Raw genomic sequence first — 16,134 nt, forward strand, 5'->3', positions numbered from 1 at the left:
AATCCTCCCTTTCTTTCCGCTTATTTCGGCAAATACGGCGCTGGGTCGACTTGACCAAACGTCAAAGATGTTTTGATCTCAAAGTGAAGATGTGGCCCTGTTACCTGCCCTGTTCTACCGCAAACTCCTACCTGTTGACCGACTCCAATGTTTTGCCCTTCCTGTACAGTAATAGACGACATATGACCGTATAAACTCCAATATCCATTCCCATGATTAATTACAACTACGTTTCCGTTTGGATAGGGAGCGGTCGCCTTGGCTAATTGCTTAGCTAGGTTTACCGTCACCCCTCCTCCAGAACCGTACTTACAAGTCTCCCTGTATACGGCTCACTATCATTCTTTTAATGAAGAGTTCCCTTGTGTAATCTTTTGTGACAGTCATTTCCTTGACCTGGTCCACAAAGTGCTATCGTCCGTCTGTTTCTTGATATCATTCTCTCTTCCCATTTCTCGAGCTGTTTCTTGCGTTTGATATCTTTTAATTTTCGGATGTGGTGAATCTCGAGTTTTACACCAGTAGCACCACAATATTCACATTTCTCTGCTTGTAATCTTTCAATCAAACTAGTTCTTCCTGAATATTTCAGCGTATTAGGGATTGTATCTATTTGTTTTGAATCGGATAATTTTGTAACTTTTTTGAACGATTTAATCAAACGTTTTTCTTTCATACCTGATTTCGTTTGGTATTCAACAGTGAATTCGCCGCTTTTGCTGTACTTTGCGATGATTTTCTTCATGGATTTTCTATATTTACTTGCAAATGTTTTGTACATACTGTATTCCACAAAATAAGCCATTTTGTTTAATACACTCACGTTATTTGCTATTTTGTAGTATTCATAGAAGCCTCTCAGTTCACTGTCATATACGCTAATAATCTCCAAATCATCTATTGAAATAAGCTCTGTTCTACATTGCGATATCCATTGCTTACCATCCATCTTTACCATTTTCTTTTCTACAAGTTTTTGCACCCATTTTTCGTATGGAACGTACAACAGGATATTCCCTTGGAATCTTTGGTAAAACCCCCGACTAGTTTTTCTTTTGTAGGTGGTTTGCGTTGTGATGTCATATCCAAGGAATCTGGCTTTTTTCTTATTGGCGTTAGTAATGTATGTCTTTGATTCTGATAACTCTATCCGCAGATTTATGTCGAGAAATTCTTTGATTTCCCTTTTAATCTCTTCAGCATCGTTTTTACTTCCTATAACTCCGATGATAAAGTCATCTGCGTAACGAACATATTTCATTCTCTTGAAGGTGTTATCCATAGGATTTAGAGCTGGAACACTTTCTCGCTCTTTATATATTTTAGCTTTTTCTCGTAGGTGGGCTTCTCTTTCTTCATCAGTCATTTCTATCCATTCATTCTCTGATTTTTTCAACTGACTTAGTCTCTTTTCGAAACTTCTGTATTCTTTTAACCGCTGTCTAGTCTTTCCTTGATTAAACGTTTCTATAAATTGCTCCATGAATACATCAAGTTCGTGTAAATAGATATTAGAAAGAATAGGACTGATAATCCCACCTTGCGGTGTTCCACTATATGTGCGATGATACTGCCAGTTTTCTAGGTAACCCGCTTTAAGAAATTTCCATATAAGCTGAATAAATTTTTCGTCTTCGATTCGCTTGCGAAGTAGTTTTATTAGAATGTGATGGTCAATGTTATCAAAGAATCCTTTGATGTCACCCTCTATGAACCATTTAGCACCAGTGAAATTCTTTTTTAGTTGAATTAGCGCAGTGTGACAGCTTTTGTTTGGTCTAAAGCCATGAGATGTCTCTTTAAAAACAGGCTCATAAATCGCTTCTAACATTCTTCTTACAACCTCTTGTACTAACTTGTCATCGACAGATGGTAAACCTAATGGTCTTTTTTTATCGCTATTTTTCTTCTCAATGTAGATTCTTTTAGATGGATTTGGTTTATAGCTTTGATTTTTCAATTGTTCAATTAATTGTTCTATCCGTTGTAAACTCATTCCGTCTATTGTTTTCTGATCCGATCCTTTTGTCATGTTTCCCGGATTTTTACTTAGCTTCCCATACGCTTCTAGGAAAAATTGTTGATTATATAGATTCCTATATAGCCTTTGAAATATATATTGTTGATTACTTTGAGATTTCTTCATTAAATTGTCTATTACGACCTCTGGAATTTGCATGAAGCATTCCGCTCCTTTCCGATTTATAATAAGACTGAATGACTTGGTCCCTTCGCCATGTACAAGGCTTTCCCTTGCTCAGACTACTACGGACTCTCCGTTGCCTTATCAGATATTCGAACATCTACATGCTATAGCTCTTTAAGCATTCTGACTTAGGCAATCCCCATTTAGACATATAAGAACATAGGCTTGAATTGATGTCGGATGCGACTTTCACCATTTCATGTTAATTACAAGTGGATAGTCATTAAGGTTAAAGTGGTCTATTGGTTATGGTGATAGACCACATATGACTACTAGACGTTTTATAGTTACCTTCCGTCCACCGCTTCGCTAGGCGTCCTCTGGTTATCGTTCACGCAATCCAGCATTCATCCTCATTCAATTCTTTTCATCTAGCGTTTCAGTTGTGCTTGGGTAACTTAGCAACTTAACGCGTTGCAAACATGCTGTACTCCCCCTTGAGTTTCCTCTTAGGATAAGTTTGCTGATGATAAGGAGTTACATTAACCTCTATTTCCTTACGGGCTTCCTATTTCCCGCATTCTTATATGCCCTTATGGGCGCACATATCCGCCAAACCCCGAACCGGAAGCGCCAAATTTCGCCCACTCTACAACGCCACCTTTCGACGCGGCAATTGGGGTGACACCGTCTTGGCAAGAATAATCAATGCCTTTGTGAATAGTGCCCCACCGTGGCCCAAATGGGCTTGTAATTGTTGTTTGGGCGATAGGACGAATAAACCCTTGTGAGCTTGCTGATCCCGTATCTACAACGCCGCCTGGCTTTCCCGCTTCACAATTGAAAGTAAGTCCGCCCATTTGCGCCACAAATTTTGTTACTAATACAGGCCATAAACCATTTGTGCCATGCGGATCATTTGCGGCTCCTGGCGGTGCATATTTCGCTCCTATTGCTTCTATTGTTGTAATCCCCATACCGATATAGTTTTTATATAAGTTTCGTGCCATAGCGTTAATTCCTTCATCCAAAGTGGCGAACTTCATGAATCCTTTCATTTGTGAACTACCAGGGTCCATGAGACCCCCAGGGTTGTTATAGTTCTTCACTGCATTAGAAGTACCGTTACCCGTTTCCAATCTTGCAATGGCCGCTAGTAAAACGGGATCGATTTGGTTTTGTGTTCCTGCATTTAAAAAGGCTTGTGCTTTCCCCGTAAAAACGCCGCCCAGGTGGGGTTGTAGTTCTTCTGGTGCCACTGTTTTTCCACCTGGACGACAAACCGTCATGCCATTACTTGGGATGGTTGCTGGCGCTTCCTCTTCTTTTTTGCCAATGCCTTGCCCCAAAACGATAAATAAAAGAAATCCAATACAGACGAACAATCCTATTGTGAAAGTAGAACTCCCAAAAAGAAATGTCAGTAACCAGGATTTCTTTTTCTTCTTCTTTTTTTGTTCTTGTGCAATCTCTTCTTGTATCGTTTTGTCTACGACTTCTTTTATTTCTGGTCTCATATCATCCCTCCCCCCTTACAACATGTATCAAGATTGATTAGAATATTTTCGAACAATTAGCCCATATGTAAGGGCCAAAAGAATAGGTATAATCGCAAAAACATGGAATAGTAACGTTAAAACAGTAGATTGCTGGTTTTGTATAAAGTCTAATAATCCAAAATGACCGATTCCTACAAACCAAATGAAGAAGGCTAGTTTGACCCTGTCATCAATAGGGCAACGTAACTCATTATGGATAATTTGAAGAGTTAGAAGAATGAGCGTATACCAGATAAGTAATCCTAAACCAATCCATCCCAATAAATCTGTCGGCCATTCTCTCTGTATGAAAAGAATGATTATGTTCATCCATCCTAAACACCCAATACAAAGAAAAATACTGATACTCACCATTTTCATACATGTTAATCCCCAGTGTTTCATATCTATATCGCTCCTTTTTTCGTAAAAAAATAGTAAAGTCCTAAAAGTCTAGGACTCTACTCATCTTTTTTCGATGGGTCCAAATCATCTAAGTCGTCTAAGTTTTGTGGATCACTAGGCGGAATCCAGTTTTCACTTCCAGCGGCTACAGCTTCATACTGTATATCAATTGTTTCCGCTTCTTCTTGAATCGGTTCATTTTTGCTTACTTCTTTCTCATTTACTGGTGTCAAATCAGAAGAAATAGGTTCCGTTGGGATAAATGAGTCAGAAGAATTTGTATCTTGTACAGTTGACTCGACATCTATATCAGAATTTTTTGCAACAATTTCTCCCGCTTCAGTCACTTCTGCAGGAATAGCATCTGGAATATCTGCGCTTGTTGTTTCTGGTGTATGAGGTACAATAACACCTTCTTCATTTAAATCTGCACGAATTGTATCTGGTATTAAAGGTTCATTTGCATTCGTTTCAATTGGCGTTGAGATTTCTTGTTGAGGAATATTTGTTGATGTTTCCTGTTCTGATTGTATTTCTTCTCTTAAAATATCCATCGGAATTTCTTCTGTTGGAATGTCTTGTTGTGGGATATCGGATGGGATTTCTTCATATGCTTCATGATCTGGTGACACTTCCTCTAATGGAAGTTCTTGTGTTGGTACTTCTGTTTGGATTTCTTCATATGTCTCCATATCGCTTGAAACTTTTTCTAGTGGTATTTCTTGTTCTGGTACCTCTGTTTGGATTTCTTCATATGCTTCTATATCAGTTGGAACCTCTTCTAATGGCACCTCTTGTTCTGGTACTTCTGGTTGAATTTCTTCATATCCCTCTATATCAGCTGGCATTTCTTCTCCTGTTGGAATTTCCTCATCCTCTAAAGATACAAGTTCTGGTTGAACGTCCATTTCTGATTCTTCTACCTCTGTTCCTTCTTGTTGTTCCTCCACTTCTTGTTCTAATGCTTCTTTATCTAAGCTGATAAGGTCCTGTTGCATTGGTGCCTCTTCTTCACCTGGTATTGTTTGTTCTTTCCCTTCCTCTTCCTGCTGTGGTAAATCCCCCTCTTTATCACGATCCTGTAAAGAAATAAGCTTTCCTTTCTTTTTATTCTCTTCTTTTTCTTGTTCCGTTTGATTATTGGGCAACTCATTCGGTATATTTGCTTGTATTAATGGATTGGCTTTTGTCTTTTCGTCGTCTGTCCCTGCATTTTCTAACTGGCCGCCTGCCGCCAATTCAGCCGCACTGTTAAAATGCGCCCCCATTTTGTCTCCAATATAAGAAATTGTATTTCCAGCATATTCTTTCCCTTTATCTACGACATTTTCAGTCATAAGAGTTATGTCTGTGACCGTTTTATATACACCTTTCACTCGTTTAAAGGCCGCCGCAATATTATCTCTAAACAGATAGCACAGAACGAAAACAAGAATTTGAAAAATCATTGTAGACACATATCCTGCAACGCCCGCTTCTGGTAACACATATAGTAATTCTGCCACCGTAAAGATGATAACAAGCATAACAGACATAAAGATTTTTAATGCCAATGGTCGAATCCATTGTGAAGCCCAGCTTTCAATTACTCTGCGGTGTCCTGGCAATAAAGCCACCGCCATAACGATTGGTGAGATAATACTCATGACAAGGAACCATAATTGAAATGCTACAATTAATAAGCAAAATGCAATGACTGGAACACCTGCAAATGTATTTACTACATAATACATGACTGTAAATACAAGACGTTCTCCTACAGACGTAACAATCATCATTTGATTTCCTCTTTTTATTTCCTCTTGTACCTTGCTCTCCCTGTCTTTTCCTGGTGCTGTCGCTAATAATTCATCTACGCGTTTAGTACCTAATTTTTCTTTTGAATCTTCCCCATACTGTAAAAATAAATATGGTCGTTCAACTAGCAAATCCCAAATCTGCTTTTTCACCGAAAAGATTGCGTCCGCTTTAGAACGTCCTGGATCACCCGCAACTGTTCCCGTTGCTTTCGCTAACACCGTTACACTAATTTCAGAACTAATCGTATTCGCACTCTTCAAAATTGTACTTGCGTTCCCAATGTACGTAACAATAAAAGCAATGACAAATACCGTTTTTACTAACTCACTTAAACCTTTTGAAGGTTGGCGCTTAATAAAGAAGATATACCCCGCATAACAAGCCGATAACACACAAGCAATACCGATAATCGCTGGGAATAGTCCAGAAGATAAAAAGCCGCCTTTTCCAATACCAGCAATATTTTGCATCGCCGCTCCTAATTTATCCGCTACGGTATCCACAATGTCCAAGTTCAACGCTTGATCGACTAAAAAGATTGTTAATTGACCCAAAATTACATTTAACTGAAAGGCCATATTCGCAAACCATTGACAAGTTGTATACAACATCCTTTGTAAGTCTTTCCCTACACTATCATCACCAAATAAGTATCCACCAACTTTTTGAAACACGTTCTTATCTTCTTCCTTTGGTTGATATGTGTCGATTTCGTAATACTTATCTTTGTAAATACCATCTGTGTACCCACTAAATAGATTTTCGGAAATTCTTGCTCCCTTTTGTTCCTGTTTTTCTTCTTTTTTTGTATCTTCCGCTAGGGCCATATGAGGCCCTAACGGTAGTAAAAAGAATACAAGAATCATACAAATAGAGAAAAGTTTTTTCATTCCTTTTGCCCCCATTTATGAACATGAACTGGTTCCATACTTCCTACAGTTGAATTTAAATTGTTCCAGTTCCATTCGTAATTTTTCCATTTTCCGTCCTTTTCGTCTTTTACCATTCTAAGATATAATCCCATTTGGGCTTGTTCTACAGGATCATAATATTTAACTCTGTAATAATACTCATTTTTGTCTTCTTTCAAATCATATCTAAACAAGTCATATCTTTCTTTCATTTCTTGGCTAATATTTGGATTCCTTACTCCTTCTTCCATAAATTTATATTTTTTATATTGAAGATTGTTTAATTTTTTTGTATCCATCTCAATATAAGCCTTTACATATTGCATCGCGGCTTTATCCGCTTCTTTCATATCTCGTTCTTTTTGACTCTCTTGTTGATTTGCATTGCTTTTCGTTTCATTTGAGCAACCCGTAACCCCCGTTACCATCAACATTCCTGCTACACATAATCCCGATAACATACGTAATTTTTTCATCGTTCCACCCTCCATATACAGATAATTTAGAATACTCTTATCTGTATTGTAATACGAATTACGCCAATTGTTGTGCGCGTTCTTCGTCTGTTTTCGTAGAGGAATCAAATGCAGTCTTTAATTCTTGGAAAACAGGATCAATTTCTACAACCGCGGTTCGCCCAAAAATGTAGGGTAAGTACCCAGCGCCTTGCCATGTTTCCATGGTAGGTTTCCATGAACTCCCCTCCGAACCGTACGTACCCCTCTCAGGGTATACGGCTCTCCACTTGTTAATCTAGTTTACCAGCATGTAAATCGTGATGACATTTCTTACACAACACCATTGTTTTTCTCTTCCTAGCGATCATTTTTACTTCCCATTTACTCTTTCCTTTTAAATCTTTTAACTTTCGCACATGATGTACTTCGACAGAGTTACCTTCCTCTTTGCACCACTCACATTGATTGGCAAGAAGTCTTTGGGTTAATTCTGTCCGACATGTGTACATTGTTTTATTGGGAAGTGTATCAATTTGCTGTTGCTTCATCGGTCTCAATTCTCTAGAAAATCCTTCATTATAGAGCGCCCTATATTTCGTACCTTCTTTTGTCTCGTAAGAGACCATAAATATTTTGTTGCGGCTATATTTTTTGATTATTTTTCGCATCGTTTTTTTATATTTAGCTGCAAACGTTTTGTAAAGACTATATTTCATAAAATACATAAACTTATATAATACGCTCACATTATTTGCTAGTTTGTAATAATTATAGAGACCTCTTATTTCCGCATTATAGATACTTATTATTTCTATATCGCTGAGTTGTAGAAGGTATGGTCTGTGTACCGGTTTCCAAACTCCATTTTTATCAATTTTCAAAACACCGAGTTCCTTTATTTTCCCTACCCAAACTTCTTTTGGTACATACAGTTTACATTTATGACTGTGATGCCTTTTCTTAATTCCTAAATTATTTTTCGTAATGGACTCATCTTTACACATCGTAAGTTTATATCCTAAAAATGTCGCAAATTTACTAGTATGAGTAATGAGTGTTTTTTCATTCGATAGCTCAAGCTTGAGTTCTTTTTGAAGAAAACTTGATAATTCCAACTTGATTTCTTCTGCATCTGCTTTCGAACCACTCACACCTAAGATAAAATCATCCGCATACCGACAGTATGTGAGACGTTTAAAACCTTCATCAAGAGGATCTGCACAAGGTATTTGCCTCATTTGTCTTTGAAGTTCTTTGATTGCATGTAAGAGCTCCATTCGTTCTGGGGATTTTACGGGATACAGTTCCATCCTTTTTCGAAGTCTATATATCCTACTGTCTAGGATTTTGTACTCCCGATTTGTCTTTCGTCGTGTTCCCTTGTTAAAATTTCGGATATATTGTTCTACGTATCGGTCTAGTTCATGTAGATATATGTTGGATAAAATCGGACTTATAATGCCTCCCTGGGGAGTACCACTATACGTCTTATAAAAGTGCCATTCTTCCATGTAACCTGCACGTAGGAACTTCCAAATAAGACGGATAAATTTTTCATCTTGTATCCTTTTTCTCAGAAGTGTGACAAGGGTATGATGATGAATATTGTCAAAGAAAGAACAGATATCCCCTTCGATGAACCATCTTGTGCCACCAAATGTACTCTTAATTTGCTGAAGAGCCGTATGGCAGCTTCTCTTAGGTCTGAAACCATGCGATAGGTTTGAAAAAATCCCTTCGTAAATTGCTTCTAATATCATCCTTACGATTTCTTGTATGAGTTTATCTTCAAAAGATGGTATCCCTAAGGGTCTCATCTTTCCATTTGCTTTAGGAATATAAACTCTTCTTACTGGTTTGGGTTGGTATTTTTCTGATTTTAAGAGTTCAATCAGTTTTTCTATTTTTTCCATACTCATGCCATCTATAGTGGAATCATCGATTCCTTTCGTCATATTCCCTTCTTTTGAAGCTAAACGTGCATAAGCAAGTAGGAAAAATTCTTTGTTATAAAGGTTTCGATATAATCTTTCGTACTTAAAATTGATAGTATTGGACTTTTGGACTAGACTGTTTAATACAAACTCTGGATTTCTCATAGAGCCTCTCGCTCCTTCCTGGATTCTATTAAACGAAACAAGCTAATCCCCTTCGCCGTGTACTAGGCTTTCCCTAGCTCTGACTACTACGGGATTTCCGTTACCATATTGGATATTTAGACACGAAACTGTCATAGCCTATTACGGCACTCCAACTTAGGCAATCCCCATTTAGTGCTTATAGAGACAGACTTGTTATGATGTCGGATGTGACGTTCGCCTGTTTTCTTCCTTATTGGAAGTGCTCAGTTCGGAGGTACTTCAAATTAAGACCAAGACATTATCTTAATTCCCTAACATTTGTATCTCTGTACAGATGTTGAACTGCATAACGTATATAGTTACCTTTTCGTTATGGGTCTCTTTATCCCAGCCAGGCTGTCATTCAAGCAGTATAGCCTTCATCCTTATTCATAACCTTTCATCTTGCCATTCAGTAGTGACACGGTAACTAGTCAACTTACGGCTTTTCCAGCATGCTATGCTCCCCTTTAGGTTTCCCTTCCGGATAAGCTGGCTGATGATGGGTATGTTTCCTTTGTACCTTTTACCCACTGTTTGGTCATTACAGATTCTCTACAAGCCCGTATGGGCGCACGTCCTGGAATAAGGCTTCGCCGCGTCGTAACTGGCGTAACATTAAGATATTTTCTTCTGTAACCGGTAAGTTATAGTAACGCAACATTTCTTCCGCTTCCTTATCGTATTTCAGCGCAAAACAGAACTTCATACCCACATTGGCAACCTCTTTGTTTTCAGATTGATAATCGGATGCGTTTTGTGTTCCTAGATACAAGCCAATATTGTGATAACGTCCCTCTCGAATGATTTTGTCAGAGGAAGCCGCACCCTCTTTATTTTTCAGAATACTTGACGCTTCATCCTGTAGGTATACTTTGAAAATACTACGGTCGGAATGCATTAAGGATTTACCAAATGCCGCTAATGCAATTAAGATACTACGAGATAATTTATCTGTAACACTTTCATTCTTTTCATCTGATTTCGGAATGCGTAAATGTTGAATTTGTAATACCTGTAATGGGCGTTCTAGGCTTAATACACGGTAATCTTGACCTGGTCTACCAAACAATAAATCTCCTAGCTGGATGCCTTCTAAGGTTGCTAAACGATTTGTAAGAGCGTTTAATCGTTCTAATTCGGTTGGTAATAAGTTAGGCTCTTTCTTCATTTCTTCTAGCTCTTTACGAACCAAAGTTAAACATGCATCTTCTTTTTCCGCCACTCGTTCAATCGCTTTATATAAATAGTCATATCTGATATCTTCTAAACCTACATCCGATAGGAACGTCAAAATTTCAAGTGCTAAACTCTTCGCATCTTCTATCGTCGCACTGATACGGAATGGGTCTAAACAACCCGCATCTTCTTTATTCTTCCCAAGCGTCCATACCTGCAAGGTATCCTCGCTGAATCCTGGCAATAATTCTGGCCACCTTGTGCGGTCCCCTTTGGGATCGATGATAAATGCCCTTCCGCCACTCATCACAATCCAGAAAGCGAGTAAGTTCATTAAGAAGGATTTTCCTTTCCCTGTTTGCCCCGCAAACATAACCGATAAACTTTCAAACGCTGTCACTATATTATCTAATGCTTTCGCCGCTAGTTCGGGACGAATAAAAACAGGACGATTTAATTTCTTTGTCTTTCCAATGTAAAACCCTTGATTATCACCAATTTGTGTTGTGACCCCGAACATTCCTTGTGCAAGCACCCCTGGCTCCACAAACAATTTGAAATCCGTATTATAACGCTTAGAACCTGGTAAGAATTCGTAGAAGTATGCTAATTGTTCTCCATATGGATTGACCAATTCAATTTTCATTTTGCGATATTCTGTAATCAGCGTATTGACACGTGATTTTAATGTTTTCTCATCTTCTGCATATACACAAAACAGTACACTTAGTTCATATCCAGGTGCTCCCGTTGTTTCAAATCGATCTTTTACAATTTTGACGCCTCTTGCTTTACGATCAATTGTTAAATCTGTTGTGCGGCCGCCTACCATTGCTTGTTGGCGTTGATCGTTTAATTCCAGTTCACTATTTGAAAGCTTTTGGGTAACCATCTGATTTTCTAAGTGATACGCTCGGATACTCATTTCAACAGGGAATTTTAAAGAATGAGATTGAATGCGATATATCCACTCTCCACCAGGAAAAGCTGATATTTCGGGCATACTTTTCGCCGCAAGAAAAGCAACATGGGAAGTTTCGATTTCCCCTTCTTCATTTTGTCTTTCGAGTATCAAAGAGCGCCCTGGGCTTTCATCGATTACCGTATCCGTTAAGTGCACCATTTCTTGTAAATCTGGCCGACGTACTTTTATCGCCTTTCCTTCTTCATTTTGCAACGTAACTGTAGAACCTACTTTCCAGTTTTGATCCCGATTCAGTGCTTTCATGCCACGTTTAAAGTTATGATGGAATAAAAAGCGCGTTGTAGACGGTTTCGCACGTCTTGTATTATGAAATGCCCCTCTAACCTGGCTAAATAACACGTCTTCTACTTCTAAATAATTTTCGATTTCTTCTTCTAAAATATCCGTCACATTCATACCCGATATGTTTTGGGCTGTCTCTGCAAATCCTTCTCTTACCTTCTTCATAAACTTCCATGTTTCTACAACAGGGTTACGAACTTGTCTTTCTTTCTGTTCCATATTCAGTTGTACTAAAACGAAAAAGCGATATTCCATGTTCTCTTTCGCAATGGCCGCATTTCGTAAGTATTCTTTTACTTTTTTAAAAAGAAAGCGTCCAGTTGGAGCCATTGGCCCTTTTAAAGTGGAAATATGTTCATCCAGAATTTCATCTGAATTTGTAGTACGAGGAATCACAAGCAAGTGGATATCATATTCTTGATGGGTAAAAAGAGCGAGTTGATTGCGATAATATACTTTTTTTGTACTTTCATCTTGATGATCGTATTCAAATCCGTCTACTTCATACACTGCGGATACTTTTCCGTCTGTACTAAACGCTAAATTCTTTTCAACGTGCTTTAGTGGTGGTCTGTTCATCGTTTTCAACATATTCAACTTCCTCCTTTTGGGGTAAAAATGTTACATCATAAGCGTGTATGTCGTTCTCTTCTTCACTGAATGAATGTACGATTGATAAATCTTTTACGTCATGTTGTACACATACATGACCATAAAACACATGTTTTTTAAGTTTGGGTACATTCACCAAGCGACTACTTTGATGCTTCCGTAAACGAAATGTGATCCAGGACCGAACAAAAGAGAAAAGTGATTTTCCATCCGTTTTATATTTATCTGCGCCCCATACGAGGAAAAGAGGAATTACACCATAATACATGAGCCAAACTTGATCGATCATATCCCCAAATATCCATTTAAAGGGAGGAAGGAAGCGGAAGGCTACAAGCCCCGCTTCTACCGCCGCAAAATAACCAAGTGCCCTCCATGTAACCGCACGCGGAAGACGATACCCCATAATTTCGTACTGTCTTCGCATATAGTTCATATAGCTTCCGAAACAATAGACAATGATAGATTTTGATTCTTTTTCCTTCATGTAGCCCTCTTCCTTTCCATCCCTTACTTAGACACCAAACAATCCGCCTAACCACGTTCCGATTGTTTTTAATGCATCTGGTTTGTTAATGAAGAATACAACAATCCCGCCGCCAACAATTAACGTAATCGCTTTTCCCCATGCGCGCTTTGCCGCTACGATCAAGATGACAATGATAAACGCACAATATAACGCGTATGTTCCTTGTGTCTTCATCATTTCGAAAAATCCTTCTAACCCGATTCCTAACACAAAATGATTTATATTGAACATATACATGCCCCTCTCCTATTTTGTTTTTAAATCTGTTACGATCCATTGCTTTCCATCTTGTTTTACAAACAACGTATAACCTGTTTTCATTTTCGATTCAGAATGCGGATCAATCATAGATACCTCTGTTTGTACCTCATATGTGCCTTTTGTTTTTCCTGGATAAATCTTAGAGGAAAGTACATTTTCAAATTTCATGGCTCCTTCTAACCCTTTAATATCCGTATTAGCTAACACATACGCGAGTTCTTTTTGTGTTGCGGTCGTATAGGATTTAAAAAAGGTTGGTAAAAATTCTCGAATGTCTTCTTTTACAGTGATTTCATGTATTTCCTCTCGCTCTTTTCTTTCTTTTTCTTCTGGTACTTCTGCTTTTTCATTTACTTTGACGATTTGAGGGAATCCACTAATCACAAAAGCCTTTCCATCTGACTGAACAGGAACCGACACTTGCTGGACCACCTCCTTATCCTCTGGCCCGCTATTATCTGCTTTCATGCGGCTTAATTTGTATTTCACTTTAAAAATTACGTTTGCTTCTTTATCTGTAACCTCATCTACTTTTAATACAGTTGCGTATAGAAAATTGGAATCCCATTGCATACTTACAAAATCTAAACCAACTTGCGGATCAAATGTTTTCGGTATATAGGGATGTAAGCGCTCGGAACGCTTCTTCTTGCCCTCATCCCCTCTTTGCCACGTAAAGTATTCCTTTGCGAATCCCCGCGCAAATTCAATCGCTTCTGGACGCGAGGCAAGGTTTTGTTTTTGTGTGACTTCCTTTGGAGTGGTACTGGCCTTTGCTTGTGTATCTCCCTTTCCTTTTACTACGGTTGTGACGGATACAATGAGCATCCAACAAAACAGGAGCCAAAAGGCCCATTTTCCAATTAAGCGGCCATTATAGGATGGAATCTTTGTCGCTTTCCTTGCCTTCCCTTGTTTACTTTCAAATGTTTTTGCAAACCACTGTTTCATCTTTTGAAACATATGCATCCCCCTTTCAATTTCGGTACTGGCGTAAAGATCGTTCATAACAATCACGAGCAAATGAAGCCATGCCAACCGCGGTTGATTCATCTTTTATTTCGTTTCTTGCATAATTGATAAAGTTATTAAGTTTCGTTTGACTGCCTGTAATATATTGGAATCTAGCATGAACCACATACCGTTTGTCTTCATCCCTCCCCACTTCAAAGGACGCTCCATCTGTAGCCCGAAATTCTCTAACAAAATCCAAACCTTCGAATTCGTCCATCATGCACTCTCCCTTTCTCTTAAAGCTGTAAGGAACTTTTGCGCCTTTTCTTTGAACATCCATCCTTTGTCTATCCTTGCTTGCTCGAACATGTCATAACAGCTGATTTCACGCTCAATTTCTACCATTGCTTTTTCTTTTGTAAGCTCTACTCCATCACACTTCCATTCCAATTCATCTGTATTTAATCCGATTTCTATTTCAATAATTTTTCCATTTTCCATCAGATAAAACTTCTGCATATATACATCTGTTTGAGATAAGCAAATCCCTTGTAATTCCTCACAACCCATTCCGTCATAGATTTCCACTAGAAATTGAGCTTCCACTTCTCCCAAACTCCCTCTTTCATAGGTGTTTTTATGTGTAAACATTGTCTATCTCCCCTTCATCTTTTTTACTCTTTATCTATCCAAAGGTGATGATCCGCCATTTCATTCGGAAAAACTACTTTTATGAAAAGAATCATCCATGCTAAGAAACAGAAAATGAACATCTCCCATTTTTTTGTGTAAATTGCATACCCTATTAACAAAAACATGACGATACTGATAACAACACCTACTAAAATAGGATTTCCATATGAAGATATTAGACTAGGATATGGCACCTTTTAGCCCCCCTTATGATCGACCATCTTCCATATTCCCACTACGACCAGGAAGAAAAGCAAGACACCTTCCCATCCTTGCGTATAGTAAATTTCCACCACTTTACTTTTCACCGCTTCCCAGGCTTCTCTCGATCCTGGTACTCTTTCAAATAACCAATCTGAAAAGACAACTAACAGAAAAATACTAGCGCTTATCGATAAAATAAACCGAAACACATTTTTACAGCCTCACTTTCTTTTCCGGATTCTGAATATTGCGATAAATATTGCCGAATGGGTCCTGCAATATATCTTGAAACAGTGTGATAAACACTGGTATTTCTGGACTACTTACCCCTTTTAAATAGCGAATCAATTCTTTTTCCCTGCTTTCACTACCCGCAACAAACACCAGGCGCCATATCGGAACTTCATAGGCTATACCAGCATGCGCCCTATATTCTTTTCTCTTTTCTTCTCGTGTCATAAAATCGTTATAGCGAATAATCTTTTTTTCTAATACTTCTTTTGATCCATAAGAACGTTCCATTTCCATATATACACCAATGTTTTTATCAATCGCCTCCTTTAATCCAATTACTGCAACCCCATCTGGGCGTATGACGCGATTTCTTCCTTTGGTATATTGAAACGTTGCTCGCGGTTCATTGATCCATTCCTTTAATTCCAACCTCTCTTCCTGCTTTGATGCTAGCGTCATAGCGCACTCAACTTTTGCTAACATTAAACTGTGATACACAAAAGATGCCGCGCGCTGTGACCAGCTTGCTTTCCAATGAACTTCCCCTCGAAATCCGCGAACCATATCAACTCCTTTTGGTGTTAACGTATAAATACGTTGTGGCTTCGCAAATTTTCGTTTCTGGTTTCGTGGTGAGGTAACAGGTAAATACTCGTAACGGATATAACCCGCTTGCTCTAGCTTATATAAACGATTTGTTACAGATTTTTTTGTATAATCCACATAGACCTTTTGATGAATGTACTCAATATCCAAGTAGATGTGTGTATGCAAACTCATGAGTAGTTGTTCATCTGAAATTTGAAATAAAATGTTTCCCATG

At 38.4% G+C, this 16,134-nt stretch carries 15 protein-coding genes and 2 pseudogenes; all 17 read right to left on the reverse strand.

Translation table 11 applies throughout. The features are described 5' to 3' along the window. Window positions 1-20: 20 nt before the first annotated feature. Window positions 21-236: pseudogene (locus MHH27_RS30655) on the reverse strand (M23 family metallopeptidase); the annotation flags it as partial. Window positions 237-346: 110 nt separating this feature from the next. Next, window positions 347-2,179 (reverse strand): reverse transcriptase/maturase family protein, encoded by a 1,833-nt coding sequence (locus tag MHH27_RS30660; protein ID WP_340945633.1) that lies wholly within the window; start codon window positions 2,177-2,179, stop codon window positions 347-349. A gap of 572 nt (window positions 2,180-2,751) precedes the next feature. Next, window positions 2,752-3,663 (reverse strand): annotated as a pseudogene (locus MHH27_RS30665) (glucosaminidase domain-containing protein); the annotation flags it as partial. 27 nt (window positions 3,664-3,690) lie between these two features. After that, window positions 3,691-4,089, reverse strand: coding sequence for a hypothetical protein (locus MHH27_RS30670; protein WP_095022357.1), 399 nt, complete (start codon window positions 4,087-4,089; stop codon window positions 3,691-3,693). 56 nt (window positions 4,090-4,145) lie between these two features. Beyond that, on the reverse strand, window positions 4,146-6,779 hold the full coding sequence (locus tag MHH27_RS30675) for a CD3337/EF1877 family mobilome membrane protein (protein ID WP_340945637.1): 2,634 nt from the start codon (window positions 6,777-6,779) through the stop codon (window positions 4,146-4,148). Next, a complete protein-coding gene (locus MHH27_RS30680; protein WP_340945640.1) occupies window positions 6,776-7,276 on the reverse strand; it encodes a hypothetical protein in 501 nt (166 codons plus the stop codon). The genes MHH27_RS30675 and MHH27_RS30680 overlap by 4 nt, the downstream gene beginning before the upstream one ends. Window positions 7,277-7,334: 58 nt before the next feature. Continuing rightward, window positions 7,335-7,481, reverse strand: coding sequence for a hypothetical protein (locus tag MHH27_RS30685; protein ID WP_244305900.1), 147 nt, complete (start codon window positions 7,479-7,481; stop codon window positions 7,335-7,337). A gap of 67 nt (window positions 7,482-7,548) precedes the next feature. After that, window positions 7,549-9,357 carry a reverse transcriptase domain-containing protein gene (locus MHH27_RS30690; RefSeq protein ID WP_340945643.1) on the reverse strand — a complete coding sequence of 603 codons (1,809 nt, stop codon included), beginning with the start codon at window positions 9,355-9,357 and terminating at the stop codon, window positions 7,549-7,551. 565 nt (window positions 9,358-9,922) lie between these two features. Continuing rightward, window positions 9,923-12,415, reverse strand: a complete 2,493-nt coding sequence (locus tag MHH27_RS30695) for an ATP-binding protein (RefSeq protein WP_445688869.1) — start codon at window positions 12,413-12,415, stop codon at window positions 9,923-9,925. Then, entirely contained in the window at window positions 12,375-12,923 is a 549-nt protein-coding gene (locus MHH27_RS30700; protein ID WP_130068887.1) for a TcpE family conjugal transfer membrane protein, read from the reverse strand. Before MHH27_RS30700 ends, MHH27_RS30695 begins: the two co-directional genes overlap by 41 nt. A 27-nt stretch (window positions 12,924-12,950) precedes the next feature. Further along, the gene (locus MHH27_RS30705; RefSeq protein WP_000281809.1) at window positions 12,951-13,202 is read right to left on the reverse strand and encodes a TcpD family membrane protein; all 252 of its coding nucleotides are present in this window, start codon (window positions 13,200-13,202) and stop codon (window positions 12,951-12,953) included. 9 nt (window positions 13,203-13,211) lie between these two features. Continuing rightward, window positions 13,212-14,189 carry a conjugal transfer protein gene (locus tag MHH27_RS30710; RefSeq protein WP_088068619.1) on the reverse strand — a complete coding sequence of 326 codons (978 nt, stop codon included), beginning with the start codon at window positions 14,187-14,189 and terminating at the stop codon, window positions 13,212-13,214. A gap of 13 nt (window positions 14,190-14,202) precedes the next feature. Further along, the gene (locus tag MHH27_RS30715) at window positions 14,203-14,460 is read right to left on the reverse strand and encodes a hypothetical protein (RefSeq protein WP_340945654.1); all 258 of its coding nucleotides are present in this window, start codon (window positions 14,458-14,460) and stop codon (window positions 14,203-14,205) included. Further along, window positions 14,457-14,831: a hypothetical protein gene (locus MHH27_RS30720; protein WP_098207843.1), complete on the reverse strand. Its 375-nt coding sequence runs from the start codon at window positions 14,829-14,831 to the stop codon at window positions 14,457-14,459. Before MHH27_RS30720 ends, MHH27_RS30715 begins: the two co-directional genes overlap by 4 nt. A 23-nt stretch (window positions 14,832-14,854) precedes the next feature. Further along, a complete protein-coding gene (locus tag MHH27_RS30725; protein ID WP_340945655.1) occupies window positions 14,855-15,067 on the reverse strand; it encodes a hypothetical protein in 213 nt (70 codons plus the stop codon). Window positions 15,068-15,070: 3 nt separating this feature from the next. Then, entirely contained in the window at window positions 15,071-15,286 is a 216-nt protein-coding gene (locus tag MHH27_RS30730; protein WP_000488222.1) for a hypothetical protein, read from the reverse strand. Window positions 15,287-15,290: 4 nt separating this feature from the next. Further along, a complete protein-coding gene (locus tag MHH27_RS30735; RefSeq protein ID WP_340945657.1) occupies window positions 15,291-16,133 on the reverse strand; it encodes a replication-relaxation family protein in 843 nt (280 codons plus the stop codon). Window position 16,134 lies beyond the last annotated feature (1 nt).

It is taken from the genome of Bacillus sp. FSL L8-0152, from assembly GCF_038006365.1.
Taxonomy (GTDB): Bacteria; Bacillota; Bacilli; order Bacillales; family Bacillaceae_G; genus Bacillus_A; species Bacillus_A cereus.